General features: G+C 44.0%; 22 protein-coding genes and 1 tRNA gene. 15 read left to right on the top strand and 8 right to left on the bottom strand.

Going from position 1 to position 24,135, the window contains the following annotated elements:
* Nucleotides 1-48 precede the first annotated feature (48 nt).
* From BW980_RS13080 to BW980_RS13105, 6 genes are all read left to right on the top strand, one after another.
* A complete protein-coding gene (locus tag BW980_RS13080) occupies nucleotides 49-375 on the top strand; it encodes a Dabb family protein (RefSeq protein ID WP_317042197.1) in 327 nt (108 codons plus the stop codon).
* A gap of 4 nt (nucleotides 376-379) precedes the next feature.
* A complete protein-coding gene (locus BW980_RS13085; protein WP_076455684.1) occupies nucleotides 380-931 on the top strand; it encodes a GNAT family N-acetyltransferase in 552 nt (183 codons plus the stop codon).
* Nucleotides 928-1,284 carry an MmcQ/YjbR family DNA-binding protein gene (locus BW980_RS13090; RefSeq protein ID WP_076455685.1) on the top strand — a complete coding sequence of 119 codons (357 nt, stop codon included), beginning with the start codon at nucleotides 928-930 and terminating at the stop codon, nucleotides 1,282-1,284. Before BW980_RS13085 ends, BW980_RS13090 begins: the two co-directional genes overlap by 4 nt.
* A 49-nt stretch (nucleotides 1,285-1,333) precedes the next feature.
* Entirely contained in the window at nucleotides 1,334-3,106 is a 1,773-nt protein-coding gene (locus tag BW980_RS13095; RefSeq protein WP_076455686.1) for a MutS-related protein, read from the top strand.
* A 24-nt stretch (nucleotides 3,107-3,130) separates the two neighbouring features.
* Nucleotides 3,131-4,132, top strand: a complete 1,002-nt coding sequence (locus BW980_RS13100) for a metal-dependent hydrolase (RefSeq protein WP_076455687.1) — start codon at nucleotides 3,131-3,133, stop codon at nucleotides 4,130-4,132.
* A gap of 250 nt (nucleotides 4,133-4,382) precedes the next feature.
* A complete protein-coding gene (locus BW980_RS13105; RefSeq protein ID WP_076456258.1) occupies nucleotides 4,383-4,727 on the top strand; it encodes a hypothetical protein in 345 nt (114 codons plus the stop codon).
* A gap of 10 nt (nucleotides 4,728-4,737) precedes the next feature.
* Here the strand turns inward: BW980_RS13105 and BW980_RS13110 are convergent, their stop codons facing one another.
* The 3 genes from BW980_RS13110 to BW980_RS13120 form a co-directional block, all read right to left on the bottom strand.
* Complete coding sequence (locus BW980_RS13110; protein ID WP_076455688.1) at nucleotides 4,738-5,838, bottom strand: DUF4407 domain-containing protein; 1,101 nt, start codon at nucleotides 5,836-5,838, stop codon at nucleotides 4,738-4,740.
* A gap of 126 nt (nucleotides 5,839-5,964) precedes the next feature.
* Complete coding sequence (locus BW980_RS13115; protein ID WP_076455689.1) at nucleotides 5,965-7,650, bottom strand: M56 family metallopeptidase; 1,686 nt, start codon at nucleotides 7,648-7,650, stop codon at nucleotides 5,965-5,967.
* A gap of 2 nt (nucleotides 7,651-7,652) precedes the next feature.
* Nucleotides 7,653-8,018: a BlaI/MecI/CopY family transcriptional regulator gene (locus BW980_RS13120; RefSeq protein WP_076455690.1), complete on the bottom strand. Its 366-nt coding sequence runs from the start codon at nucleotides 8,016-8,018 to the stop codon at nucleotides 7,653-7,655.
* Nucleotides 8,019-8,309: 291 nt separating this feature from the next.
* Between BW980_RS13120 and BW980_RS13125 the strand changes: the two genes are divergently transcribed.
* A complete protein-coding gene (locus BW980_RS13125) occupies nucleotides 8,310-8,888 on the top strand; it encodes a PhnA domain-containing protein (RefSeq protein ID WP_076455691.1) in 579 nt (192 codons plus the stop codon).
* A gap of 40 nt (nucleotides 8,889-8,928) precedes the next feature.
* Here BW980_RS13125 and BW980_RS13130 read toward each other — a convergent pair whose 3' ends face one another.
* Nucleotides 8,929-10,317: a dipeptidase gene (locus tag BW980_RS13130; RefSeq protein ID WP_076455692.1), complete on the bottom strand. Its 1,389-nt coding sequence runs from the start codon at nucleotides 10,315-10,317 to the stop codon at nucleotides 8,929-8,931.
* Between the two features lie 114 nt (nucleotides 10,318-10,431).
* Here BW980_RS13130 and BW980_RS13135 point away from each other — a divergent pair.
* The 5 genes from BW980_RS13135 (at nucleotide 10,432) to BW980_RS13155 (ending at nucleotide 14,999) form a co-directional block, all read left to right on the top strand.
* A tRNA-Leu gene (locus tag BW980_RS13135) sits at nucleotides 10,432-10,513 on the top strand.
* A gap of 294 nt (nucleotides 10,514-10,807) precedes the next feature.
* Entirely contained in the window at nucleotides 10,808-11,050 is a 243-nt protein-coding gene (locus BW980_RS13140) for a hypothetical protein (RefSeq protein WP_139327680.1), read from the top strand.
* A gap of 227 nt (nucleotides 11,051-11,277) precedes the next feature.
* A complete protein-coding gene (locus BW980_RS13145) occupies nucleotides 11,278-13,647 on the top strand; it encodes a TonB-dependent receptor (protein ID WP_076455694.1) in 2,370 nt (789 codons plus the stop codon).
* 41 nt (nucleotides 13,648-13,688) lie between these two features.
* A complete protein-coding gene (locus tag BW980_RS13150; protein ID WP_076456259.1) occupies nucleotides 13,689-14,465 on the top strand; it encodes a DUF4625 domain-containing protein in 777 nt (258 codons plus the stop codon).
* Nucleotides 14,466-14,525: 60 nt separating this feature from the next.
* Nucleotides 14,526-14,999, top strand: a complete 474-nt coding sequence (locus tag BW980_RS13155) for a DUF4625 domain-containing protein (protein ID WP_076455695.1) — start codon at nucleotides 14,526-14,528, stop codon at nucleotides 14,997-14,999.
* Between the two features lie 157 nt (nucleotides 15,000-15,156).
* On the opposite strand, the gene BW980_RS13160 is transcribed toward BW980_RS13155, so the two are convergent.
* Both BW980_RS13160 and BW980_RS13165 read right to left on the bottom strand, forming a co-directional pair.
* A complete protein-coding gene (locus BW980_RS13160; protein WP_394333499.1) occupies nucleotides 15,157-18,114 on the bottom strand; it encodes a TonB-dependent receptor domain-containing protein in 2,958 nt (985 codons plus the stop codon).
* A 46-nt stretch (nucleotides 18,115-18,160) separates the two neighbouring features.
* A complete protein-coding gene (locus BW980_RS13165) occupies nucleotides 18,161-19,327 on the bottom strand; it encodes a FecR family protein (RefSeq protein ID WP_076455696.1) in 1,167 nt (388 codons plus the stop codon).
* A gap of 95 nt (nucleotides 19,328-19,422) precedes the next feature.
* On the opposite strand from BW980_RS13165, the gene BW980_RS13170 reads away from it, so the two are divergent.
* A complete protein-coding gene (locus BW980_RS13170) occupies nucleotides 19,423-19,977 on the top strand; it encodes an RNA polymerase sigma factor (RefSeq protein ID WP_076455697.1) in 555 nt (184 codons plus the stop codon).
* Between the two features lie 26 nt (nucleotides 19,978-20,003).
* On the opposite strand, the gene BW980_RS13175 is transcribed toward BW980_RS13170, so the two are convergent.
* Nucleotides 20,004-21,197, bottom strand: a complete 1,194-nt coding sequence (locus tag BW980_RS13175) for a fumarylacetoacetate hydrolase family protein (protein WP_076455698.1) — start codon at nucleotides 21,195-21,197, stop codon at nucleotides 20,004-20,006.
* A 445-nt stretch (nucleotides 21,198-21,642) separates the two neighbouring features.
* Here BW980_RS13175 and BW980_RS13180 point away from each other — a divergent pair, with 445 nt between their 5' ends.
* A complete protein-coding gene (locus BW980_RS13180) occupies nucleotides 21,643-22,494 on the top strand; it encodes a sugar phosphate isomerase/epimerase family protein (protein ID WP_076455699.1) in 852 nt (283 codons plus the stop codon).
* Between the two features lie 9 nt (nucleotides 22,495-22,503).
* The gene (locus BW980_RS13185; protein WP_076455700.1) at nucleotides 22,504-23,847 is read left to right on the top strand and encodes a Gfo/Idh/MocA family protein; all 1,344 of its coding nucleotides are present in this window, start codon (nucleotides 22,504-22,506) and stop codon (nucleotides 23,845-23,847) included.
* A 73-nt stretch (nucleotides 23,848-23,920) separates the two neighbouring features.
* Here BW980_RS13185 and BW980_RS22930 read toward each other — a convergent pair whose 3' ends face one another.
* Nucleotides 23,921-24,049 (bottom strand): hypothetical protein, encoded by a 129-nt coding sequence (locus BW980_RS22930; protein ID WP_262507931.1) that lies wholly within the window; start codon nucleotides 24,047-24,049, stop codon nucleotides 23,921-23,923.
* Between the last annotated feature and the right edge of the window lie 86 nt (nucleotides 24,050-24,135).

Here is a 24,135-nt window from a genome sequence, read left to right on the forward strand (position 1 = left end):
TTATTTTTAACCCTTGCCATTACCGCTAATGGCCAAACAAAGAATGACATGAGAGAGTTTGATCCCCATTTTGCCCATACCGTATTCTTCTGGTTCAAAAATCCCGATAACCAAGAAGACCGTGCCGCATTTGAAAAATCCTTACAGAAGTTTTTGGATAATTCGGCCTATGCGAAAACCAGCTTTATAGGCAGGCCGCCCAAAGCTAGCCGTGATGTGGTAGATGGATCTTTTACCTATTCCTTGATCGTAACTTTTGAATCGGCCGAAGCCCAGCAAAAGTACCAAGACGAGGCGCCTCACAAGGTGTTTATTGAGGAGTCGAGCCACCTATGGGCCAAGGTAATCGTTTACGATTCAATGGGCGTACAATAAAGGTATGATGGTCTATAGGCCTGCCGTGGCCGATGATGCCTTGGCCATTGCGCAATTGCATGCCAAGAGCTGGCAAGAAAACTATCGAGGTGCATTTAGCGACCGTTATTTGGATGGAGAGGCCTTAAACGACCGACAAGAGGTTTGGGCCGATAGACTTCGCGACCCTTTTGAGGGCCAGGTCGTTCTGGTAGCGGAGTATAAAGGGAAGATAAGGGGTTTTGCCTGTGCCTTTATGGATTACGACCCTCTATTCGGAACCTTGCTTGACAATCTGCACGTCTCTAGGGAAGTACAGGGCAAGGGTGTGGGTAGGCAATTGATGTCTCGCGTGGCCGGTATTTGCTCTGGTCAATATCCGAAATCAGGACTCTTCCTGTGGGTGTTGCGGCAGAATGAAGCGGCACATGCTTTTTACAAGGCCTGTGGAGGAGAGGAAATGGAAACCGTGGAAGGGTGCGATATTGGCGATAGGCCTATTATGAAAGTCAGGTATCATTGGCCGGAGATAAAATCGTTGGTGATAACATCTTCGAATAAGAATGGGGTAAAATGAATATAGAACAGTTTCGTGACTATTGCATTGCCAAAAAAGGCGTTACCGAAGCATTTCCTTTTGATGAAAAAACCTTGGTGTTCAAGGTTATGGGGAAGATGTTCGCCCTGTGTGCGTTAGAGCGGCTACCGTCTCAGGTCAACCTGAAATGTGACCCCGAGCGTGCCATTGCCCTCAGGGAAGCATATGATGGTCGTATTATACCGGGCTATCATATGAGCAAGGTGCATTGGAATACGCTTCTGTTGGAAAGCCTTCCTCCCCAACTCATAACCGAACTTATAGATCATTCATATGCATTGGTCATTTCCAAATTCACCAAAAAGCTTAAGGCGGAGTACGATGCCCTTTAAAAAAAAAACGGCTACCCCAATAATTTTATATAAATCCTTGTAGGATACTATGCAGCAATTGAATTCTTTTTACCGTGGTGAAATTGAAAAATACTCCAAAGAATTGGCGAAAATTAAGAAAAAGCTCTTCGCCTCAAGTATGTTGCGCTTGGCCATATTCGGTGTGGCGGGCTTCGCCATCTATTGGTTTTTTGGCGATTCCAAATGGGTTATGGGCGTGATTTTGGTAACGATCGTGCTTTTCCTTTTTCTAGTGACGAGGCATGCGGGACTGCAATATCAGCGTGATAGGCTGATGGCCTTGTTGCGCATCAATGAAACGGAACTCGATGTATTGGATCGCCGATTTTACGATTTGCCACAAGGGGAAGAATTCAAGGATCCCTTGCATTATTTCAGTCAAGATATTGATCTGTTCGGAAGGGGCTCTTTTTTTCAGTATGCCAACCGCACCGCCCTAAAGCAGGGAGCCGAGACTTTTGCGGCTTTGTTCAAGGCCAATGAAATTGAAGGGATTGAACAGAAGCAGGAGGCGATTAAGGAATTGGCCCAAATGCCCGAATGGCGACAGAATTTTTCGGCCATAGCTTCACTTACCAGAACAGAGGGAAAGACCGATGCCATTGTCAAATGGCTGGCCGACTATACGGCTTTCGTACCGAAAATCATGCGTTACCTGCCCATGGTCTTTTCAGGGGTATCGGCGTTGTTGTTCGGACTGTATTTTGCCGATCTGGCTCCTGAGTCGGCCTTGATCTTGTGGCTTGTGGTAGGTATGGGCATTACAGGGGTATATACGAAGAAAATTACGAAACTCGGTTCCGATGCTTCAAAAGTGCAGAGTACTTTTCAGCAGTACAACAAGTTGCTGACCTTAATCGAAAATACCGAGTTTACTTCCGAGTATTTAAAGGATTTAAAAGGCGATGTACTTCATGAACGGGAAAAGACCTCCTTGATCATTGCCCAATTCTCGAAACAGCTCAACAGTCTCGACAAAAACAACAACGTGATCTACCTCTTTTTGGCCAATGGCTTTATGCTGCGTACGTTGACCCACTGTTATGAAATAGAGAAATGGATCGCCGCCCACGGTAATTTTGTAGAAAAATGGTTTGACGCCATAGCCTATTTCGATGCGTACAACAGTCTGGGGAATTTTGCCTTTAACCATCCGGACTACCATTACCCGGCGATTAATGATGGGGCCGTGGTCTTACGGTCGGAAGGGGCCGGACATCCTTTGTTGAACCCGGAGAAGAGTGTGTTGAACGATTTTAAGATAGATCGCGAACAGTTCTTTATCGTTACCGGAGCCAATATGGCCGGCAAGAGTACCTTTTTGCGTACCGTGTCATTGCAAATTGTAATGGCCAATGTAGGGCTTCCGCTTTGTGCCCAAAAAGTCGAGTACTCGCCTATAAAATTGATTACGAGTATGCGTACCACCGATTCGTTGACCGATGACGAGTCGTATTTCTTTTCGGAGTTGAAACGCCTGAAATTTATTGTGGACGAAATTCAAAACGACCGCTATTTTATTGTCTTGGATGAAATTCTAAAAGGCACCAATAGTACCGATAAGGCCGAAGGTAGCCGTAAGTTCGTAGAACGATTGGTGGCTTCGAAGTCAACGGGAATAATCGCCACCCATGATTTAAGCCTTTGTGAGGTGGCCCATGAGCTGCCACAGGTAGAGAACCATTATTTTGATGCGGAAATCATTGACGATGAGCTTCACTTTGACTATAAGTTCAAAGACGGGATCTGCCAGAACATGAACGCCTCTTTTCTATTGAAGAAGATGCAAATTGTAGAATAGGAACTTTATTAAAGCTGCCAGTACATGGATTCGTTGACTCAAATAGTTTTAGGTGCGGCCGTTGGAGAAGCGGTTTTAGGGAAGAAAGTAGGGAATAAGGCCATGCTCTATGGGGCCATTGCGGGTACCATTCCTGATTTGGATGTGATGGCGCGTTTCTTTTTTGATACCGTTACCGCTACCGAAATACACCGTGGCTTCAGTCACTCTATATTCTTTTCCATCCTTTTTGCGCCCATTTTCGGTTGGCTTATTTCAAAAATAGAACGCAAGGGCCCGGCAAGCTTCAGAGATTGGAGTTGGTTAATGTTCTGGGGCTTGTTTACGCATCCGGTCCTCGATGCGTTCACTACCTGGGGCACACAATTGTTTTGGCCCTTTGAGATGCGATTGGCCTTTCAGAATATATTTGTTATCGACCCCTTGTATACCCTTCCCTTTATAGTGTTTCTGATTATGGCCATGCGCCAGAAGAAGACATCGCCGAAAAGAAAAAGGTACAACTGGTTGGGGCTAACGGTCAGTACGGCCTATTTGGTAACGACCTTGATCTTGAAATGGGTAGCTTATCGTCAGTTCTCCTATAGTTTGGAGGCACAGGGCATCGCCTACGAGAAGTTAGATACCCGTCCTACTCCGTTCAACACCATCTTATGGTCGGCCAATGTAGATGCCGGTGATGCGTATTTAATAGGAGAGTATTCTTTTTTCGATACCAAGGAAATCGTGTTCAGGTCCTATGCTAAGAACCATCAACTTTTGGGAGACTTAAGGTCCGACGAAAAGATAGAACGGCTCATCAAGGTGACCGAAGGGTGGTACACCATAAATAAAAAAGAAGACAGACTCTATTTTAACGATCTTCGATTCGGACTGATAAGTCTAGATCCCAAAGAAAGTCGGTTTGCCTTTACTTATGAGCTAATCCCGACCGATAAGGGGCTAAGTGTTTATGAAAAACCCAAATATAGAAAAGATGCCAAGCGTTTGCTAGGTGCGCTATGGCTACGAATTTGGGGAAATTAGCAAAGGTCGGTACCCACTTCATTTCGCTGAAACCATAAAGGTGAGTTAAAAAGTAGTTTCTGAACAATAAAAAAAGGGTTCTGTCGTAATAGCAGTAATGATGTTAGATTTTTTTGAGCTAACATCTTTTTTTAAAACGATAACTCAATTTTTTTAAGGTTTCACAACAAACAAAAAAATGGCGATAGTATAATCCTTACCTTTAAATATAATAGGAAAAGGATGATTGTGCTAAAACGTGGTAGATTTTATGGAGCATTTTGAGGGCTATAAGTTAGAGAGACCAAGTTTGAACTATGTGGAAAACCTCATAGGTGCGAGGGATTTAGATTTTGAACAAAAATTTATTTCCTTATTGAAATCCGAATTTTCATGGGATCTGGGCAAATATTTGTACCATATCAAGCTAGGCGAGCCTAGGGCCGCTGCCGAGATTGTTCACAAGCTGAAATACAAGATCAGTATTCTGGGTATGGAGAAAACCTTTCTCTTTGCCGAAGAACACAAAGAAAGATTACACTCAGGGGATACGGTCTTTGACGACGACTTTAAAGAAGTGTTGAAAAAAATAAACGTCTTCTTGGAGTTTATCTAAAAAAAATGGCTCAAAGTTGTTTGGCCTGGAGGTCTTTAAAGGCATCGGCCTGAAGTATGAACAGCTCTTCCGCCTTCCTCTTTTTATAGGTGTAGACGGTTTCTTCGCGTTTTATTTCACTATATATTTTTTCGTTAAGGGCAACATCGGTTGCTAAAATTTCATTGCGTTGCTGTATTTTTTGTTGTGCCCAGGTGTGTACCATATGCTCCTCGTCTTCGAGTTTTATGTCGTACGGGCCCTTGGAGGCCAATAATTTGGCTATAATGGGCGAGGTTTCAATGGCCAAAAACAATAGGAAGATAAAAAAGGAAGGCCGCCATGGCAGCTCGTTCAGGGCATTGATGCGGGCCATGAGCCCGTCAAAGCCATCGATTACGGGCTGTGAGTTTTTAACCCCATCGGAATACTCTGCATTTAAAGTTTTAATCTGATTTTCGATGGCGCTGATTTTCTGCTTGTTGTTCTCTTTTAATTGCTGAAGTTCGGCCAGGGCCGCGTCGTGTTTTTGGCGCTTTTCTTCATAAACCGGGCCTTTCCCTAGTTTTAGGGTGCCGGCGGTACCTTCGGCCTCGCTGATATAGGTGTCGTATAAGGCGTCGGTTTCTGCGGTTTTACGAGCGATTTCGTTCTTTAATTGGGTGATATCGGCATTGAGTTTTTCAATGGCCGGGGTATACTGCAGGGCGAGTTGATTTTTGTTGGCCAAGGTCATTTCGTTCTTTTGCTCCAATAAGACTTGATTGATTTCCTTTTCGAAAATTTTCATTTCCAAGGGCTTTGAGATGACCACGGCTATGATAACCGCCAATGCAATACGTGGGGTAGCCTGTAAGAGTTCGTTGCCGAAACTGTTCCGCTTTTTGATGGTCGATACAATGAAACGATCCAGATTGAAAATGAGGAGTCCCCATATCAAACCAAAGAAAACGGAGGTGTATACGTTGTCAAAAACGGTGTAGAGGGCATAACTGCTGGCAATAAAGGCCATAAGGGCCGTAAAGAATACGGTGGCGCCAATACCGGCGTATTTGTTCTGTTCGCCATTAGAACAGGTTTTTAGAATGGAGGTGTCGGCCCCCGAGCAGAGGATAAAAAATTGTTGTACCATGATGTTCGATTTTTTTTGATGATTCCCATAAATGGGGCGATTGATGATGAATAGTAGGTAAGTTACGTTTTTTGTTACAAAAAAAGCCTTCTATTTAGAAGGCTTTAAGACTTGGCTTGGTTGAGTTTAGGGGGTAATTACTATTGGTTTTACCGATAACTTGACCTTGGGCCGCCGGTTCGTACTGTAGCGCAAATCGATATTGATGCTTTTATTTTCCTCAAGCAATCGAATCGCTTTTTTATAGCTGATTTCCTTTTCGTCTAGGTAGAATACCGCATTTTTGTCCGCCAGTGTCCGTACATGCTCTAAAGGGGACTGTGGTTCGGGCGGATTAGGTATAGCCTGTATAAATGTATTGGGAACAAGATTGGGGGTGATTTCACCGATGTGGAGGTTTAGGTGTTCTATCATACTGACGTCATCATAGATTTCTTGATTTTCAATAATCTCCTCTATACGTTTTTCAAAAGCCGCAACTTCGGTTTTGTTTACGGGCATAATGATGGTCTCCTCTGGTGGGGCCGGTGGGGTAGGTGGTTCCGGCAACTCGGGAAAGGGCTGTACGCTGGCACGTTGTTTTGTGGTCATTTCGGCATATAGATACACCATACGGTCCACGTCCGCTTTTAAGATACGTATGCTTTTCCCCTTGGCCAGCATTTTATTGTATTTTTTGGCCAATGCATTGTATTCGGCTATTTCTTCCGCGCATGCGCCATGGTTATGGGTTTGGCTGTTTTGGCATTCGGGAAAGGGTTGTGCTTCGTTCCGCTGTTTTTTTGACATTTTACCATAGATAAGTTCTAGGGTCTTTAAATCTTCTAAAGCTATATTTCTTTTCTCTTTAGGGATGGCATTGTATTTTTTGGCCAGCGCATTATAGCGTTTCACTTCTTGCTTTTTGGCTTCGCTTTGATAGGCCTGTACAGCTGATGTTTCTTTAGGCAATTTTATCTGTTCACTAAAGCTAAATAGGAGCATGGTAATTAAGGGCACTACGGCGACACTTCTTAAGACCACCGATTTTTTTGAGCTTGTTTTTTTCATGACTGTAAAACGTTTTTTGATTGATGAATAATTGATGGCGTTAGCCAAACTCGACTGATTATCTTTAAGGTTTGTTGATGAGGCAAACGCTAAAAGTATATTTTGATATGTGGGGGTGGGGGTTCCTTGGTTTAGAACGGCGCGGTCGGCCAGAAATTCGTGGTTTAGTTTGATCCAGCTTTTTATGATGTATATCAGCGGATTGAACCAAAGGACGATTTGCAATACCTCTACAAAAAGAATATCGAGACTGTGTTTTTGTTTCGCATGTGTCGCTTCGTGAAGTAATACCTCTTCAGGAATTTCTTTGGCTATATATTTTTGTTTGTTCAAGAAAATGTAATTGAAAAAGGTATGCGGAGTCGTGACATCTTGCAGCAACACATTGATGAAGGATTGCATTCTCAGTTTGGGATTGTTTCGAATATTGATGAGGATTCGACCCAAATTTTTCAAAAATCGAATTGAAAGAACCAACACCCCTAAAATGTAGAGGGCCCAGAGTATATAGTCGACATCAAAGGAGGTGGCCGTTTGGGTTGCCGGGGCAAGGGAAGCTTGGAGCTTAGGTGCCTCTACCGTGAGCGGTGCGGCCTCAACATATTCAACAAAGGTAATAGAGGGGATGGTGAACGACAGCAAGAGGGCCACAGCAAGGTATAGGCGCTTAAAGCCGTGCATTGGCTGGGTTTCTAGTAGTAGCTTGTAAAAGGCCATAAAAATGGCCAAACAGGCAGATGATTTTAGAAGGAATACTACCATGGCTATCGCTTTTTAATTTCGTTGTCTATCAGTTTGCGTAGATCTTCCAACTCTTCTTTGCTCAAGTCGGTTTCTTGGGTAAAAAAAGAAGCGAACTGACCAGGGCTATCATTGAAAAAATTCTTGATGAGTCCGTTTACGTGCTTTGAGAAATAATCCTTTTTTTTGACCAGGGGATAGTATTCGCGAGAGCGTCCTAAACTGTTATAGGCTACAAAGCCTTTGTCCGTCATGCGCTTGAGAAGGGTGGCAATGGTCGTTGTTGCCGGTTTGGGCTCTGGGTAGGCTTCCAAAAGGTCTTTCATCAAGGCCTTTTTTTGCTTCCATAAGAGGTTCATTAGTTCTTCTTCTGCTTTCGATAATTTCATGCTGCATCTTCTTTGTGTTCTACAAACATAGAATAAAAATTTAAATTCTACAAATGTAGAGTAACTAGGGGTGCTTATTTTTTTTGTGATTAGGGCTTATTTGGTGTTCGTTTGCGTTAGGGATAGGAGTGGAAAGCCCGCATTCGCTTTTGGCGAAGCGTACTTGAAACGTATAGCCCGGCCCCGTTTTGTTACGGGGAACGCCCTTGTTAAAATTTCTGTTATAAAAGTGTAGGTCGTTTATGTCTTGTTAAGGTTGAAACCGTTAAATTTGGCGAATATTTAACAATTATGAGTGTACTTGAAGAATTGAAAAAGAGGAGTGGCAATGCCTGTGAACTATGTGGGGCCACTGACGAACTGAATGTGTATGAGGTGCCTCCGGTTTCTACAGGAGGAATCGATGGCAGCATTTTGGCCTGTGCGACCTGTACGGGACAAATTGAAAATCCCGATACTACCGATGCCAACCACTGGCGTTGTTTGAACGATAGCATGTGGAGCGAGCACGATGCCGTAAAGGTTGTGGCCTGGCGTATGCTTTCGCGTTTGAAGGAAGAGGGCTGGCCCAAAGACCTGCTCGATATGATGTATATGGAAGACCAAGCCTTGGAGTGGGCCAAGGCCACGGGTGAAGGTCTTGCGGAAAGCGAGAAAATCATTCACCGCGATGTCAACGGTGTTATCTTGGAAAACGGTGACAACGTGGTGCTTGTAAAAGACTTGAAGGTAAAAGGCTCGAGTATGGTAGCCAAACAAGGTACGGCGGTACGCCGAATTTCATTGGACCGCGAGAATGCCGAATATATAGAGGGCAAGGTCGATGGCCAACAGATAGTGATCATTACGAAATACGTAAAGAAGACATAAAAAAAAGGGAATCGGTCTAGTATCGATTCCCTTTTTTCTTTTACCGCTTCATTTCCGTGAAGTAGTGGTAGAAATAGGGTATGGTCTCAATACCCTTTAGATAGTTCCAAACCCCGAAATGTTCGTTGGGCGAGTGGATAGCGTCACTATCGAGCCCGAAGCCCATAAGAATGGTTTTGCTGTTCAATTCTTTTTCGAATAGGGCTACAATGGGAATACTGCCCCCGCTACGTTGCGGGATCGGTTTTTTGCCGAAGGTAGTTTCGTAGGCCTTTGATGCCGCTTGGTAGGCTATAGTGTCAATTGGGGTAACATAGCCTTGTCCGCCGTGATGGGGGGTTACTTTTACGGTAACGCCTTTGGGGGCGATACTTTCAAAGTGGGTCTTGAACAATTGGGTGATTTCTTGCCAATCTTGGTGGGGTACCAAACGCATGGATATCTTGGCATAGGCCTTGCTGGCTATTACCGTTTTTGCACCTTCGCCAGTGTAGCCGCCCCAAATTCCGTTTACGTCCAATGTAGGACGTATGCTGTTGCGCTCATTGGTGCTATAGCCTTTTTCTCCGTCAACGGATGCAATGTCGAGTGCTTTTTGATAGGCTTTAAGGCTAAACGGGGCCTTGGCCATTTCTGCCCGTTCTTCTTGGGAGAGTTCTTCTACCTTGTCGTAAAATCCGGGAATGGTAATATGGTTGTTCTCGTCATGGAGGGAGGCGATCATTTTGGTAAGCGCGTTTATGGGATTGGCAACGGCACCACCGTAGAGTCCTGAATGTAAGTCCCGATTAGGTCCGGTTACCTCTACTTCTACATAGCTAAGGCCCCGTAGTCCCGTAGTGATGCTCGGTACATCGTTGGCAATCATTCCGGTATCGGAAATCAGGATGATATCGTTGGCCAGTTTTTCGCGGTTATTGGCCACAAAAACCCCCAAGTTGTTACTGCCTACCTCTTCTTCACCTTCGATCATGAATTTTACGTTACAGGGCAATTGGCCGGTCTTGACCATAAATTCCAATGCCTTTACGTGCATGTACATTTGTCCTTTGTCATCACAGGCGCCACGGGCGAATATGGCCCCTTCGGGGTGGGTTTCGGTTTCTTTGATGACCGGTTCAAAGGGTGGGGAGTTCCATAGCTCCACCGGGTCGGGGGGTTGTACGTCGTAATGGCCGTACACTAAAACCGTGGGAAGGTTTGGGTCTATCGTCTTTTCTCCGTAGACGATGGGGTAGCCATCCGTTTCACAAATTTCTACGGTATCGCAACCTGCATTTTCTAGTGCGGTCTTTACCGCTTCAGATGTGTCGATAACATCTTGGGAGAAGGCGGAGTCGGCGCTGACCGAAGGAATGCGTAGTAGTTGTATGAGTTCATCTAAGAACCTTTGCTTATTTTTTTGAATGTAATCTTGTACGTTTTGCATGGAGCAAATTTAGAGTGTAATTTAAAAATACGAAAAAGAACGTTTTTATATGAAGGAAAATTTAGAGAATTAAAATTTTGCATTATATTTGCATCCCAATTTGATATTGGAAATGCAGGCGTGGTGGAATTGGTAGACACGCTAGACTTAGGATCTAGTGCCGCAAGGTGTGAGAGTTCGAGTCTCTCCGCCTGTACAGCAAGAATCCTGTCCCGAGTATGGCCTCGGGAAGCCCTTCAGGAAACTGAGGGGCTTTTTTTGTGGACGATGTTTGGGGGAGTGAAAGAGTAAGGAGAGGCGAGAAGCCTGTCCCGAGCGGAGCCTCGGGGAGTCGATCGACGATAAGGTTGCTTTGTCGGGTTTAACAGCTCCTTTAAGTGTAAATTAACACCCCATTGGCATTATTTTAGTAAGTTTGCCGCAAATGCTTCAGGGCCATGTAAAACATATCAGCTCGTATTTCTTACTTGTTCTTTTCCTTTCTGTGAAAATGGCAGGTCTGCACGTGTTGTCTCATTCTGAAGATAAAGACCATGCCGTTTATTGTACGGTTTGTGATTTGACTACCGCACATAATCTAGTTCCGGCTATTGCTCCGGATGTAGCGGATTTTAAGGTAGACAATTTTGAGGAAATTCCCCTTCAAGGATCCGATACCATATATACCTTTGTGGTTAGCGGTACATTAGATTCCGATCAACTCTTTTCTAGGCCTCCTCCGTTTAGGCTATAATCTTTCCTGTACATTTCTAAAGTTCTAACACCACGTAGGTGATAGGTTTTGAGTGGGTTTTTGTCCCATCCTGAGTCGGTTTATATGTGGTTTGCTACGGTAATCCGTGGTCGGTATGCTTCGTTTTTGTGAGGTGTATCTGTTTGGACACTAGTGGTGTACAGCTGTAAAAGGGCGTGTTTCCGCGTTCTGGTTCTCTCAATTTTTTTAGTTTTTTAGCAGTCAGTATGATGTACAGATTATTGGGTATGTGGCTTTGTTTTAGCCTATGTTCGGTGGCCCACGCACAAAGCACTTTTGATATCGAAGGTGTGGTGTTGGACGGGCATACCTTGAAACCGATCAAGGATGTAAACATCCTCAGTAAACCCTTTTTTGCCATTTCCAACGACAACGGCGAGTTTAAAATTTCCGATGTCCCCAAAGGAAAATACACCTTTACCATAAGTCATATCGCTTATGGACAACAGCACCTTGAAATCGAGGTTGACGGTAGCCATAGACATTGGGTAATAAGGCTTCAAGAAGCCGTGACGAACTTAGAAGGAATTGAGCTTTCCGCAACAACGGATGGGCGCAAGGCACAGGAGTTGGCGACAATTTCCGTGGCGGTTTCAAAGGCGTATTTGGAGGGGAACAGGGAGAATAGCCTTATGCAAACCCTTAAGAAAATCCCCGGGGTAAGCACCATTTCCATTGGTTCGGGACAATCAAAGCCGGTTATCAGGGGGCTCGGTTTTAACCGTGTTAGCGTGGTTCAGAACGGGGTAAAACACGAGGCGCAGCAGTGGGGCAATGATCACGGACTTGAAATCGACCAGTATGGTATAGAGAACGTTCATATCATAAAGGGGCCGGCCTCCCTTTTGTATGGATCCGATGCTATTTCGGGGGTAGTGGATATTGAGCCGCCCAGTGTGCCAATACCCCACACTTTTGAAGGGGAAGTGAACCTGTTAGGTGAAACCAATAACGACCTCTTGGGAGTCTCAACGGGAGTTCAAGGGCGAAAAGAGACTTGGTTTTACCGCGGGAGACTCACCTTGAGGGACTACGGGGATTACAAGGTGCCAACCGATGAAATTCGGTATGAGAGCTATATTTTTGACCTGAACGATAATCACTTGAGGAATACGGCGGGGCAAGAGGCCAATGTAAGCTTCAGTCTGGGCTATCTCAGAGATGACATTAAATCGGAAACCTTTTTTAGCAATGTTTTCGCCAAGAATGGATTCTTCGCCAATGCCCATGGCCTAGAGGTGAGAACCTCCGCCATCGATTATGACGGGTCGAGCCGCGATGTAGATTTGCCCTTTCACCAAGTGAACCATTTCAAGGTCGTTAACAACACCACTTTTTTTAAGGATAAGCATATCGTACAGCTCGATTTCGGCTTTCAGAACAACCAAAGGGAAGAGCATTCCGAGCCGGTGCCCCACGGCTATATGCCCAAGCCAGCCGATAGTAGGGAGCGGATATTTAGCAAAAATACCCTTTCCTTGAACGCTAAAACCACTTATAAGCCCAATGAAGCACATAGTTTCGTGTTCGGGCTCAACGGTGAGATGCAAAATAACAACATTGGCGGCTGGGGTTTTTTGATTCCCGAATACGAACGCTACAATGTAGGGGTATATGTATTTGACCATTATAAGCTTAATACGAATTTCCACCTACAGGGAGGGATACGCTACGATTGGGGCCATATGGACACCCAAGGGTATCGCGATTGGTTTCCGTCTACGGTCAATAATGCCGATGGTACCACGTCTTACGTGTACATGCAACGGTCGCAGGAAAGGAGCATGGACTTTAACAGTGTCAATGGTTCGGTAGGCCTGAGCTATCATAGCAGCAAGACAACCTACAAGTTGAATCTGGGCAAGAGTTTTAGAATGCCCTTGCCGAACGAACTTGCTTCCGATGGTGTCAATTATCACATGTACCGCTATGAAAAGGGGAATATAGACCTCGACCCCGAGCAATCGTACCAAATCGATGCGGATATTGAACATAAGGGAGGGGCTTATCGCATAGGTGTAAGTCCCTTTTTGAATTTTTTCGGAAATTTTATTTATCTCAACCCTACTTCCGGTTACAACGAGTCGCTACAGGTTTATGAATATGTGCAAAGTAAGGTGGTCCGTTATGGGGGCGAACTTAGTGCAGGCGTAGACCTTAATGCTTCCTTAAGTGCCGATGCTTCGCTTGAGTACGTCTACTCGAGACAGACCAGTGGACCGAAGAAAAATTTCACCCTTCCTTTTTCCCCACCGCTATCTGCCTTGTTCTCTGTTAATTATCGGTTTAACGATTTGGGCTTTCTGACCGAGCCTTCCCTTAATGCGGATCTGCGGGTTACGGCCGAACAAAATAAAATTGTCCCTCCCGAGGAACGCACCGATGGCTACCAGGTTTTGAACCTTTCCGCCACGGCCAAGTTGAACTTGCCCGGCTTCGAGAGGCCTACCCGATTGCGGGTAAAACTCAACAATGTATTCCATACCGAATACTACGACCATACCAGTTTTTACAGGCTTATAGATGTGCCAGAGGCCGGTAGAAACATATCGCTATCAATAACAATTCCTTTTTAATAATTAATCAAATGAAGTATAACACCCAAAGCAAAAGTAAAATGAAAGCAAATTTTAAATTATCAATCTTTTTCGCATCCTTGATCCTATTTTTTAGCGCTTGTAGCAGCGATGATGAAAACCCCGGCCTAGCGGCTCCCGTAATTTCCGATTTTGAATACGGAGCAGGAAGTGAACACTCGACTGATCGCGTGGCGTATAAGGGCTCCGATATACACTTGGAGGCCGCTATAACGGCCGAGGCTGTGGTAAAAAGTATTTCGGTCGATATTCATTCTGATGATGTGACGCCTGCAGAGGGCGAAGTGGAATGGCATTTTGAACAAAACTATACCGATGCCACGTATCTCGTTAAAAACCCAACTTTTCACGAGCATATTGATGTGCCTACGGATATTCCTGCCGGGGAATACCATATAGTCTTAACCGTTACCGACGAGATGGGAAACAGTACCGAGGCGGAAGCCCATTTGCAAATTTTGGATGTAATCGCCATAAGCGATTTTTCCATGGATGAGTCCGTAGTGCGAGGGGAAGATTTCCATGTCGAATTTCAGATAAGTGCGATTCACGGGATTCACGAACTTATGGTCGATGTGCATGCCCACGGACTCACCGTAGGCGATGGGGAAGTAGAGTGGGACGGTGAATTCAATTATGGTGAAAAATACCATGAGGAGACCGATGTGGAATTTCACGAACATATCGATGTACCGGTAAGCGCTCCCGTAGGTGAGTACCATATTAAGTTTACCATTACCGATGAAGAGGGAAACACTTTTGATTACGACGAGCATATTGATGTAGTCGCCCCTTAGTACTTAAGGCTACCAGGCGGTTATCCCTTGGTGGCCAATTTTTAATTCAAAAATCATTTTATGAAATCAATAAAATATGTTTTTCTGTCTGCCCTGTGCCTCTTGTTTTTGGCCTCCTGCTCAAACGGGGATGATACCGATGTAGACGACGAAAAGCCATCTATTAGTTTGGTCGGGGGATTTCCACAATCATGCTCCGAGCTTAAGCGGGGAGAGACCTATGTTTTTAAGGCCTTGGTAAGCGATAATGTAGGGTTGGCTTCCTATAGTTTAAATGTGCACCATAATTTTGACCACCACACCCATGACGATCAAGGTGTCGAATGTGTGCTTAGCGCCAAAAAAGAGGCTGAAAATCCTATGATTTTTATGGAAAATTATGCTATTGGATCCAATAAAACCTCCTATGAGATCACTATTGAATTGACCATACCCCAAGATGTGGATACCGGTGATTACCACTGTTCCTACTCGGTTACCGATGTTACGGGGTGGCAGGGCAGGACTGCGGTAGATGTCAAGATTGTAGAGTGATTTTTTGATTTCTGTCTTTTATCGATAAAGGTTATTTCAAAAGTGTAAGAAGAGACAGGCCGTTTAAATTGTAAAACGATGATAGAAAAAAGGCTACTCAGCTTTTTGTTGAGTAGCCTTTACTATATAGCTAATAATCTATAATCAGTGATTTACCTTAGAAAGTAAAACCAAGTCTGGCATAATAGAAAGCCCCGGCAAAACCCATTTGAACGGCATCCCAATATCCGCCTGAATCAGAATCTGCATCTTGTTGGTCAGGGTAAACATTGAAAAGGTTGTTGCTGCCAACATTCAACTTTAGGCTTTCAGAAAGTTCAAAACCAAAATTTAAATCAGTAACAATTTTAGCATCGTAATGATCAATGGCTGCGCCATAATCTACTAACTCTATTTCGCTAAAGCGAGTAAAGCTTAAAGCAGCATCAAACCAACTTTTATCATAGGTAAGGTTTAGGTTTAATTTGCTGTCAGGTGCAGACGCTAACAAGAAAGCTTTATCTCTTTCTCCAAAGAATGTGCTTTCATCTAAACTTCCGTTATTTACATTGTCAATCTTCATGTCATTAAAGTTCGCCAAAAAGGTGGCACTGAACGAACTGTCTTCGGAAAGGCTATTTTTGTACGATAGAATTACATCCAAACCTGAGGTTTTAGTGTCCACGCCATTTACGAAAAACTGAGCGGAATTTACATTTTCAATCTGTGGAGCAGGGAAATCACCGGTCAATACAATACGGTCTTTTATATTGATATAATACCCGTCTATGGTGGCCGTAAAGTTTCCTGCTTTTGCAGTAAACCCAAGAGCTGCATTAAAAGCTTTTTCTTCTTTTAAAGGACCGATACCGAAAGAAGCCGTAACAGGGCTATTATTTGGTGACAGTAATGACTCCGAAGCTACGCCACCAATAAAATTGGTAAACTTAAGGTTGTAGTAAATTTGAGCAAGCGATGGTGCTCTAAAACCAGAACTTACGGAACCTCTAATATTGAAGTTTTCGGTAGCTTTATATCTAGCTGCTAACTTACCATTGGTAGTGCTTCCAAAATCACTAAAATATTCAAAACGGGCAGCACCGCTGACCAAGAATTTCTCAGTTACATCCAATTCTAAATCTCCGTAAAGTGAAACGTTACTTCGGCTACGGTCTATTTCGTTATCCGGACTGTACCCTGGGAAACCTTGAGAACCACCTGGTCTTTGGTTACCGGTAATTGGGTCTGTAGGTATGGTCTGGGTGGCCGGGTTGGTAATCAAAGCGCCGTCCATATCAAAAGTGCCATACGAGGTAGCCTCACCGGCAAAAATTTCGAAATTTTCGGTCTTGTACTCCGCACCAAAGGCTAGGTTCATACCTTCCATAATATCTTCGTAGAATTTAGAGATGTCCAAATTCGTAACGTTTTGGCTAAGGCTATGTCCGCCTGCGTCGAAATCGACAGGTGATGTTTCCTCAAGGGAGGCGTTCAACGAACCTTTAATGAAGTAATGGAATAAGTTTTTTCCGAAGGTGTTGCTTATATCTACGTTCCAGCCGTTTTCCATTTCTGTCCGTATTCCGGCCGACACGGAATTGTCAATAATATTAGATGTGATACGTGGGGTAAAGCCATTAGGGTAAATACTGACTACGTTTCGTTCCGTAGGGTTGTTACGGGTAAAGGCAAAGGCATCGGTGTCTCTATAGTTTCGACCTCCAAAAGCGTAAAATTCGGTATTTTCCGAAACAGGAATACTTACGTTTCCAAAAAAATTAAATCCATCTATGGCAGCCTCTCCAAATCCTCTCCTAAAATCAAAACCAGGTCTTAGTATTTTGTTTTTGGCGATGTATTCGGTAGTAAAGTTGGCATAACCTTCTTCACCGATCTTAACCCCGTAGTTGGCGGCGAACTTTATGGAGCCCCCGTCAAAGCTCTGGTCCTCGCCAATCGCGTTTCCATCTCTTTCCGTGTCTAGGCGGTTGCCGTCGGTATTAGGTGTTCCATCGGGAAAATCGCCTTGGGCATTGGTGTTGTAAGCGCCGTAGCTGATGGAGCCCGAAAGTTCGTCGGTTCGGTCTTTTAAGACGATGTTAATTACGCCGGCAATGGCGTCGGAACCGTATTGTGCCGAGGCTCCGTCCCTTAATATTTCGATTCTTTTGATGGCCGAAGCGGGAATGGCATTAAGGTCTGTACCTGTGTTACCTCTACCGCGGGTACCGAATACATTGATCAATGAAGATTGGTGCCTTCTTTTTCCGTTGATCAAGACCAAGGTCTGGTCTGGGCCAAGTCCGCGTAAGGAAGCGGGGTCAATATGGTCGGCCCCATCGGAACCTGATTGCTTGTTGGCATTGAACGATGGCGCAGCATACTGTAGCAATTGGTTAACTTCTATTTTACCGGTTTTTGAAACCACGTCTGCCATGGGAATGACATCCACTGCCGTTGCGGTTTCCGTAGAAGTTCTATTGGGGTTTCTTGAGCCCACAATGACTACGTTGTCTAATTGCGCGGCAGCTTCCTTTAGAATTATATCTAGTGAACTTTGGTTGCCAACACTGATTTCCTTTGTTTCAAAGCCTATATACGAAACGATTATAATGGCCGAGTCATCGGCTAGGCTTAGGGTAAAGTTTCCGTCAAAATCGGTTTGGGCACCTGTGGTGGTACCTTTGATGACGATACTGGCGCCCGAGAGCGGATTGCCGTCTTCGTCTTTTACGGTACCCTTAATCTCTCTTTCTTGTGGAGGGTGGGTACGCTTTGACATTTTGGTCAAAACAATCTGTTTTCCGTTTATTTCAAAGTTGAAAGCGGCTTTTTGGGCCAGTTTTTTCAGTACTTGGTCTATGGCCTCGTTATGGGCACGAAACGAAATTTTCTTGGTGTCGTCTATTTCCTTTACGTTGTAAAAGAAGCGGTAATTTGTTTGTGCCTTTATGTCTTTTAAGATACGTTTAAGCGGTACATTTTCGTAGTCGAGCTCTATCGTCGTAGACGAGCCCGTACGGGCACTCGCTTGAAAGACGATAAAAAAGACGGAAAGTAGGTTCAACATTATTTTTAGGTTAATCTGTTTAAATCGCCTTGTGGCCAAGGCGCTGTGTTCAAGGTCTTTTTTCATGATCATAAAGTATTTGATTGTTAGTAATAGTTGTTTTTAAAGCCTGTTAGCTTTTGCTTTCTATCGTTATAAGGTTTTGGTTTCTGGTGTAATTAAAAGGAGTACTTAGCGAAATGGTGTTAAGTACGGCCTCTATGGTTTCGTTCTCGAATTCCCCCTTAAACACCTCGTTGTTCAAATGTTCCGCCTTGTTCAGGAATTTTACCTGATGAAGCCTTTCAAGCTTGGTCAAGATTTCCGAAAATTTAAGGTTGTCGATTATCAGTTTGTTATGCATCCATGCGGTAAACTGTTCGGTATCGACTTTCACCTTACTAAAGCTGCTTTCGGTTTTTTTGTATTTTGCCTGAAAACTAGGGCTCAGTTCTATTTCGTTATCAGGACTGTCGGATTCAAACATACTGACCTTGCCCTCGATTAGTGTAGTGGCTATGTTTTCATCAGTATCGTAAGAAGAAAGATTGAATTGTGTGCCCAACACTTTTACGGCTACATTTTGGGTGAGGACCAAAAATGGTTTTTCCTCGTTCTTGGTCACATCAAAATAAGCTTCGCCATCTAGAAAGACGGTTCTTGCCTTAAGGGCCTCGCCGTTGAGGTTGGAAGGGAATTTTAATTTTGTGCCGGCGTTCAGCCACACTTTGGTACCATCGGACAACCGAAGTCTAAATGTTTGGCCATGTGGAATGTAGATTTCATTATAGGCAATGGAATTTTGGTCTTGATCTTGAGATGCATTGAAGCTCAATACGTCGGTGTCTTTATCGGCTATTATATTTCCTTTGGCGTCGGTTAATATTTCATTGCCATCGCCGCTAAGGATTTGCGTACTTCCGTCGGCCAAGGTGAGGGTTATCTTTTCTTTTGGGGTGTCTCTTGTTGGTGTCTGGGAAGTTGTCGGTTCGGTTTGGTTCGATTGGGAACCTGTTATTTGAATTCCTAAAACTATAAGGATAAGCAATACAACGGCATAGGGTAAGGCGGAAACTAGGCGTTTTCTTTTTCGTTTTTTGCCCGAAATTTTTGCCTTGAAACCAGCAAAGCCGGTTTGTGGGTCAAAATTCGGACTTTGGGGGTGCTGCCACTCTCGAATGTACTTTTTAAACAGGTCCATGTTGGCATCACTCTCATGAACCCAAGCTTGTAAGTGTTGGCGCTCATCGGTAGAGATGCTTCCTTTTAGCCATTTGGAAATTAATTCGTGGTAATTCATGAATATTTACACCTTTTAACTTAAAGATGCATAATTGATAAAAAACCCCTATGGATGTATGATTTTTATTTAAATTTGAATGAATACCATTGAAAATGAATGAGCGAAAACTGGTAGAAAAAATGCGGAACGGCAATGCCGAAGCATACCGGTATTTGTTTTTGGAATACTATGAATGGTTGTGCAATTACATTTTTAAAATGTGTAACAACCGACACCTGGCGGAAGATATTGTTCAAGATACTTTCGTTAATCTTTGGGAGAAAAGGGCCAAACTATACATTTCGGGATCGGTCAAGAACTATTTGTTCAAATGTTGTTATCATCAGTTTTTGCAGCATCTACGTGTGCAGAAAATAGATTTTGATGCCTTGGATAAGATCAAATGGGAAGTTATAGCCGACACTGCTTTTGAGCGCGACAAGGTCGATGTGAAAATCGAAAATTTAAACGTTCTCATTTCCAAGTTGCCGCCACGTTGTAAGGAAGTGTTCGTGCAGAATAAAATAGAGCAAAAGAAGTACAAAGAAATAGCCTTAGATATGGGTATTTCCGTTAAAACGGTTGAAAACCAAATGTCTAAGGCCCTTCATTTTATAAGGGAACATGCCACAATCGTATTGTTGTGGACGTCAAGCTTTTTCGGGTGAGAATCATACGGTCGGTCGACTTAGTACTATTTTAAATTCCGTTTTACAATATAGTTCGTAAAAGCACCAATGCCGAATTCCCACTTTGGTATTTGGTCACAAGTGTTCACCCAATTGATGAGTGTGCCCAAATGCGAAGAAGAGATGTTGACTTGATCTCCCTTTTTGTGGGTGAAACCCAAACCTTTTCCATTGCGGTCTTCCGTAGGGGCGAACATAGTACCTAAGAAAAGCACGAGCCCGTCTGGGTATTGATGGTTTTTTCCTATGACCTGGGCCACTAAATTTTCAGGACTTCGGCTAATCTCTTTCATCTTATTGCTTCCGGAAGTGGCGAAATTGTCCTTTCCCTTCATAGAAAACATTACATCGCAATCCTTTACGTCATCTAGGGAAAAAGTCTCATCGAACAAGCGAAACAAGGGGCCAATGGCACAAGATCCATTTTGGTCTTTCGCCTCACCGAGCAATAGGGCGCTGCGACCTTCGTAATCGCGAAGGTTTACGTCGTTGCCTAGCGTAGCCCCGACGATTTTTCCCGAGGCGGATACGGCGAGCACGATTTCAGGTTCCGGATTGTTCCATTTGGAACTCTTTAATACGCCTATCTCCGCTCCGAAACCAACGGCAGACAAGGGTTGGGCCTTGGTGAAAACCTCGGCATCCTTGCCGATGCCCACTTCCAGGTATTGCGACCATAGGCCTTTTTTCTGTAATTCTTCCTTAAGCTTTTCGGTCTCCGGTGAACCAGGGGTAACCTTGCTCAAGTCGTTGCCCAAGGTGTCGTAAATGGTTTGACGTATGTCGTTCGCTACTAAGGCATCGCCTTTTGCTTTTTCTTCAATGACCCTCTCGAGCAAGCTTTTGATAAAAGTTACGCCACAGGCCTTTATGGCTTGTATATCGTTTGGTGCTATGATGTAGGGGAGTAGTGGATTCCGATTGAAGTATAGGGCGTTTTTCAACGCATCTTTCAGGCTGCCTAGCTCCGGTAAATCGCTTAAGGCTTTTAAGCGGGAAACCGGGTTCTTACAGTTGAATAGCTCACTTGTGGAGTTGAAATGGGCCGATAGGTCGTAAATTTTTCCCTTACGGGCCATCACCACGTGAGGTCCGGCTATGCCTTTGTACGCATTTTGTGCCGGTACCATACACCTGCCTATCCATGTGCCTGTTTCCGCTAAATCCGGTATGAGGCGGTTTAAATCGATATAATTCATTTTGCAATATTGGTGGTCATTTAAAATACGTATTCAAAGGGGGTTTAGATGTTTGTGGTGTCAGTATCTGACGCTTTTCTGTGTTAAGGTTACACTTATTTTAAGGAATAGGGATGAAAACAGTATATATTTTGTTAGATTTATGCGGTTATCGCAATTTTAGGTTTCGGTCATTGAAAAATTAAAATCGAGCCAAAAGAATAGATTTGAACCGAAGACCTTGGTTGCTTTTTATTTACGGGTATTTTTAAGGGGCTTGACCCTTGAAATTTCAATGTTCTCATTTCGGACGTAAGGGTTTAGGGCCAAAAGACGCTTTGGTTTTATGGATTAAAGCGAATTATAGCTGGTCTAGGATGATGAAAGGAATAGATGTTGCGAGCGTAAAGAGACGGTCCCGGTTTGTATAAAAAGAAAAATAAAAGACATTTGATTATATAGGGAAATGAAAGCAAACAGAAGAAATTTTTTAAAACGTACATCGGCCGGGGTTTTGGGTATCGGGGCCTTGTCCTTTCCTGAAATGTCGCATGCCGCCATGGCGGAAGAAACTACGGTAAATATGAAAGCCGAGCTCAAATTAGGGGTGGCTTCATATACCCTTAGGGAATTTACAAGGGAAAAGGCCTTGGATATGACTTTGCGGTGCGGTTTGAATCGGATCACCTTTAAGAGCATGCATCTTCCGCTAGATTCGGGTGCGCACACGATAAGGGAAGCCGTGGCCCAGTGTAAGAAGAAAGGTGTTGTTTTATACGGGGCCGGGGTCGTCTATATGAAGACCGAGGCGGAAGTGGATCAGGCCTTCGAATACGCTAAAACCGCCGAGTTGGATATGATTGTCGGGGTGCCGAGCCACGATTTATTGGATTACGTAGAAGAAAAGGTAAAGTCTTACGATATTAAACTCGCCATCCATAATCACGGCCCGGGCGATAAGGTGTATCCGAGTGCCGAAAGTGCCTATGTCAAAATTAAGGATAGGGATAAGCGTATGGGGCTCTGTATAGATATCGGGCATACGCAACGTATAAAGCGTGATCCTTCCCAAGACCTTACCCAGTTTTTTGATCGGGTCTTTGATATCCATTTGAAGGATGTAACGGCCTCCGAGCATGATGGGCAAACCTGTATTATTGGCCGGGGGGTTATCGATTTTCCCGCCTTTTTAAAGACAGTGTTAAAACTAGGGTATCAAGGAACCCTAGCCTTGGAATATGAGGCCGAAGGAGATGACCCATTGCCTGGTATGATGGAGTCTATAGGCTATGTAAAAGGAATATTATCAACATTATAATATATAGAAATGAGTTCAGACAGAAGAAATTTTATTAAAAAAGCATCCGTGGGTGCAGCAGGCTTGGCCTTTGGAGGAAGCATAAATGCTATGTCGGCGGAAAGTTATTCAAGAATTTTAGGTGCCAACGATCGTATCAATTGTGCGGTCATCGGGGTGCGTAGTAGGGCCAAGGCACATTTTATGGCCATCAATAAGGATCCCAATGCCAAGGTGCTCTTTAGTTGTGATGTTGATGATGTTATTTTAGAGGAGCATAATATATGGTGTAAAAAAAATATTGGCTATGTGCCAAAGGTCAAAAAAGATTTTAGAAAGGTCTTAAGCAATAAAAAGGTCGATGCGGTTTTTATCGCGACTCCGGAACATTGGCATGCACCTATGGCTATTATGGCCTTACAGGCGGGTAAACATGTGTATGTGGAAAAGCCGTGTAGCCACAACCCCTATGAGAACCAAATGTTGGTCGCCGCCCAAAAAAAATACGGGAAAAAAGTACAGATGGGCAACCAGCAGCGTTCTGCCCAAACGTCTATATTGGCCGTAAAGGAAATCCGCGAAGGTATTATCGGAGAGGTGTTCAAAGGAGAGGCCTATTATTCGAACAATAGAGGCTCTATCGGTAAGGGCAAGCAGATCACGGTGCCCAAAACATTGGATTGGGACTTATGGCAGGGGCCTGCACCTAGGGAAAATTACAGGGATAATATACATCCGTACAACTGGCATTGGTTCAAGACTTGGGGTACCGGAGAGGTCCATAATAATGGTACGCATGAAATTGACATCTGCCGATGGGCCCTTGGGGTAGACCTTCCTGATAGTGTAACTTCCTTTGGGGGGAAATACGCTTACGACGATGATTGGGAATTTGTAGACAACCAACAGGTCACCTACAAGTATTCAGGGGACAAGTTTATAACCTGGACGGGACATAGCCGTGGTAAAATCGTACCGAACCAACCGGGTAGGGGAGCTACTATCTACGGAAGTAAAGGGATTATAACCCTTAGCCGTGGTGGGTATAAATTGTTCGACCTGAACGGTGAGCTTATTAAAGAGGAAAAGGAAGCGGGCAAGCAAAGTACTACGGTAAATACCCAAGGCGCCGGTGACCTTGATGCCAACCATATCGGTAACTTCTTTGAGGCGATTCGTCAAGATAAATCCTTGCATTCCGATATAAAGGATGCTAGCGTATCGACTATGCTTTGTCATTTGGGCAACATGGCCCAAGATGCTGGGGAAACCTTGAAAATCGATCCGGCTACCGGAAAGGTACTCAACAATGAGAAAGTCATGAAAGATTGGTGGAAACGCGAATATGAAGAAGGTTGGGAACCCACGCTCTAAGGTTCACAAAAGACAAAAGGCCCCTATTAAGGGGCTTTTTTATGTTTTATGATGAAAGAAAGATTCTTCTATGCTATAGAATTCCTATCAAATCTAAAATAAAGGCCACAGGTATGGCTAAAAGGATAAACACCAAGCAGGCGATCATGATGCGGAGAAATCCATTGAGCAATTTTACCCCGGTTGTTAGTTCTCGTTCCATTTGTTATAGGTTTTCTTAAATTTAAGAAATTTATATATATAAAGCCCGTTTATCGCGAATTTTTTGAGTTAATGGGCTGTTTTTTA

Source organism: Zobellia uliginosa, from assembly GCF_900156625.1.
Taxonomy (GTDB): Bacteria; Bacteroidota; Bacteroidia; order Flavobacteriales; family Flavobacteriaceae; genus Zobellia; species Zobellia uliginosa.

Excerpts from the sequence above, each read along its gene's own strand:
- BW980_RS13080 (WP_317042197.1), top strand. The coding sequence starts at position 49 with ATGAGAGAGTTTGATCCCCATTTTGCCCATACCGTATTCTTCTGGTTC.
- BW980_RS13085 (WP_076455684.1), top strand. The coding sequence starts at position 380 with ATGATGGTCTATAGGCCTGCCGTGGCCGATGATGCCTTGGCCATTGCG.
- BW980_RS13090 (WP_076455685.1), top strand. The coding sequence starts at position 928 with ATGAATATAGAACAGTTTCGTGACTATTGCATTGCCAAAAAAGGCGTT.
- BW980_RS13095 (WP_076455686.1), top strand. The coding sequence starts at position 1,334 with ATGCAGCAATTGAATTCTTTTTACCGTGGTGAAATTGAAAAATACTCC.
- BW980_RS13100 (WP_076455687.1), top strand. The coding sequence starts at position 3,131 with ATGGATTCGTTGACTCAAATAGTTTTAGGTGCGGCCGTTGGAGAAGCG.
- BW980_RS13105 (WP_076456258.1), top strand. The coding sequence starts at position 4,383 with ATGGAGCATTTTGAGGGCTATAAGTTAGAGAGACCAAGTTTGAACTAT.
- BW980_RS13110 (WP_076455688.1), bottom strand. The coding sequence starts at position 5,838 with ATGGTACAACAATTTTTTATCCTCTGCTCGGGGGCCGACACCTCCATT.
- BW980_RS13115 (WP_076455689.1), bottom strand. The coding sequence starts at position 7,650 with ATGGTAGTATTCCTTCTAAAATCATCTGCCTGTTTGGCCATTTTTATG.
- BW980_RS13120 (WP_076455690.1), bottom strand. The coding sequence starts at position 8,018 with ATGAAATTATCGAAAGCAGAAGAAGAACTAATGAACCTCTTATGGAAG.
- BW980_RS13125 (WP_076455691.1), top strand. The coding sequence starts at position 8,310 with ATGAGTGTACTTGAAGAATTGAAAAAGAGGAGTGGCAATGCCTGTGAA.
- BW980_RS13130 (WP_076455692.1), bottom strand. The coding sequence starts at position 10,317 with ATGCAAAACGTACAAGATTACATTCAAAAAAATAAGCAAAGGTTCTTA.
- BW980_RS13140 (WP_139327680.1), top strand. The coding sequence starts at position 10,808 with ATGGCAGGTCTGCACGTGTTGTCTCATTCTGAAGATAAAGACCATGCC.
- BW980_RS13145 (WP_076455694.1), top strand. The coding sequence starts at position 11,278 with ATGATGTACAGATTATTGGGTATGTGGCTTTGTTTTAGCCTATGTTCG.
- BW980_RS13150 (WP_076456259.1), top strand. The coding sequence starts at position 13,689 with ATGAAAGCAAATTTTAAATTATCAATCTTTTTCGCATCCTTGATCCTA.
- BW980_RS13155 (WP_076455695.1), top strand. The coding sequence starts at position 14,526 with ATGAAATCAATAAAATATGTTTTTCTGTCTGCCCTGTGCCTCTTGTTT.
- BW980_RS13160 (WP_394333499.1), bottom strand. The coding sequence starts at position 18,114 with ATGAAAAAAGACCTTGAACACAGCGCCTTGGCCACAAGGCGATTTAAA.
- BW980_RS13165 (WP_076455696.1), bottom strand. The coding sequence starts at position 19,327 with ATGAATTACCACGAATTAATTTCCAAATGGCTAAAAGGAAGCATCTCT.
- BW980_RS13170 (WP_076455697.1), top strand. The coding sequence starts at position 19,423 with ATGAATGAGCGAAAACTGGTAGAAAAAATGCGGAACGGCAATGCCGAA.
- BW980_RS13175 (WP_076455698.1), bottom strand. The coding sequence starts at position 21,197 with ATGAATTATATCGATTTAAACCGCCTCATACCGGATTTAGCGGAAACA.
- BW980_RS13180 (WP_076455699.1), top strand. The coding sequence starts at position 21,643 with ATGAAAGCAAACAGAAGAAATTTTTTAAAACGTACATCGGCCGGGGTT.
- BW980_RS13185 (WP_076455700.1), top strand. The coding sequence starts at position 22,504 with ATGAGTTCAGACAGAAGAAATTTTATTAAAAAAGCATCCGTGGGTGCA.
- BW980_RS22930 (WP_262507931.1), bottom strand. The coding sequence starts at position 24,049 with ATGGAACGAGAACTAACAACCGGGGTAAAATTGCTCAATGGATTTCTC.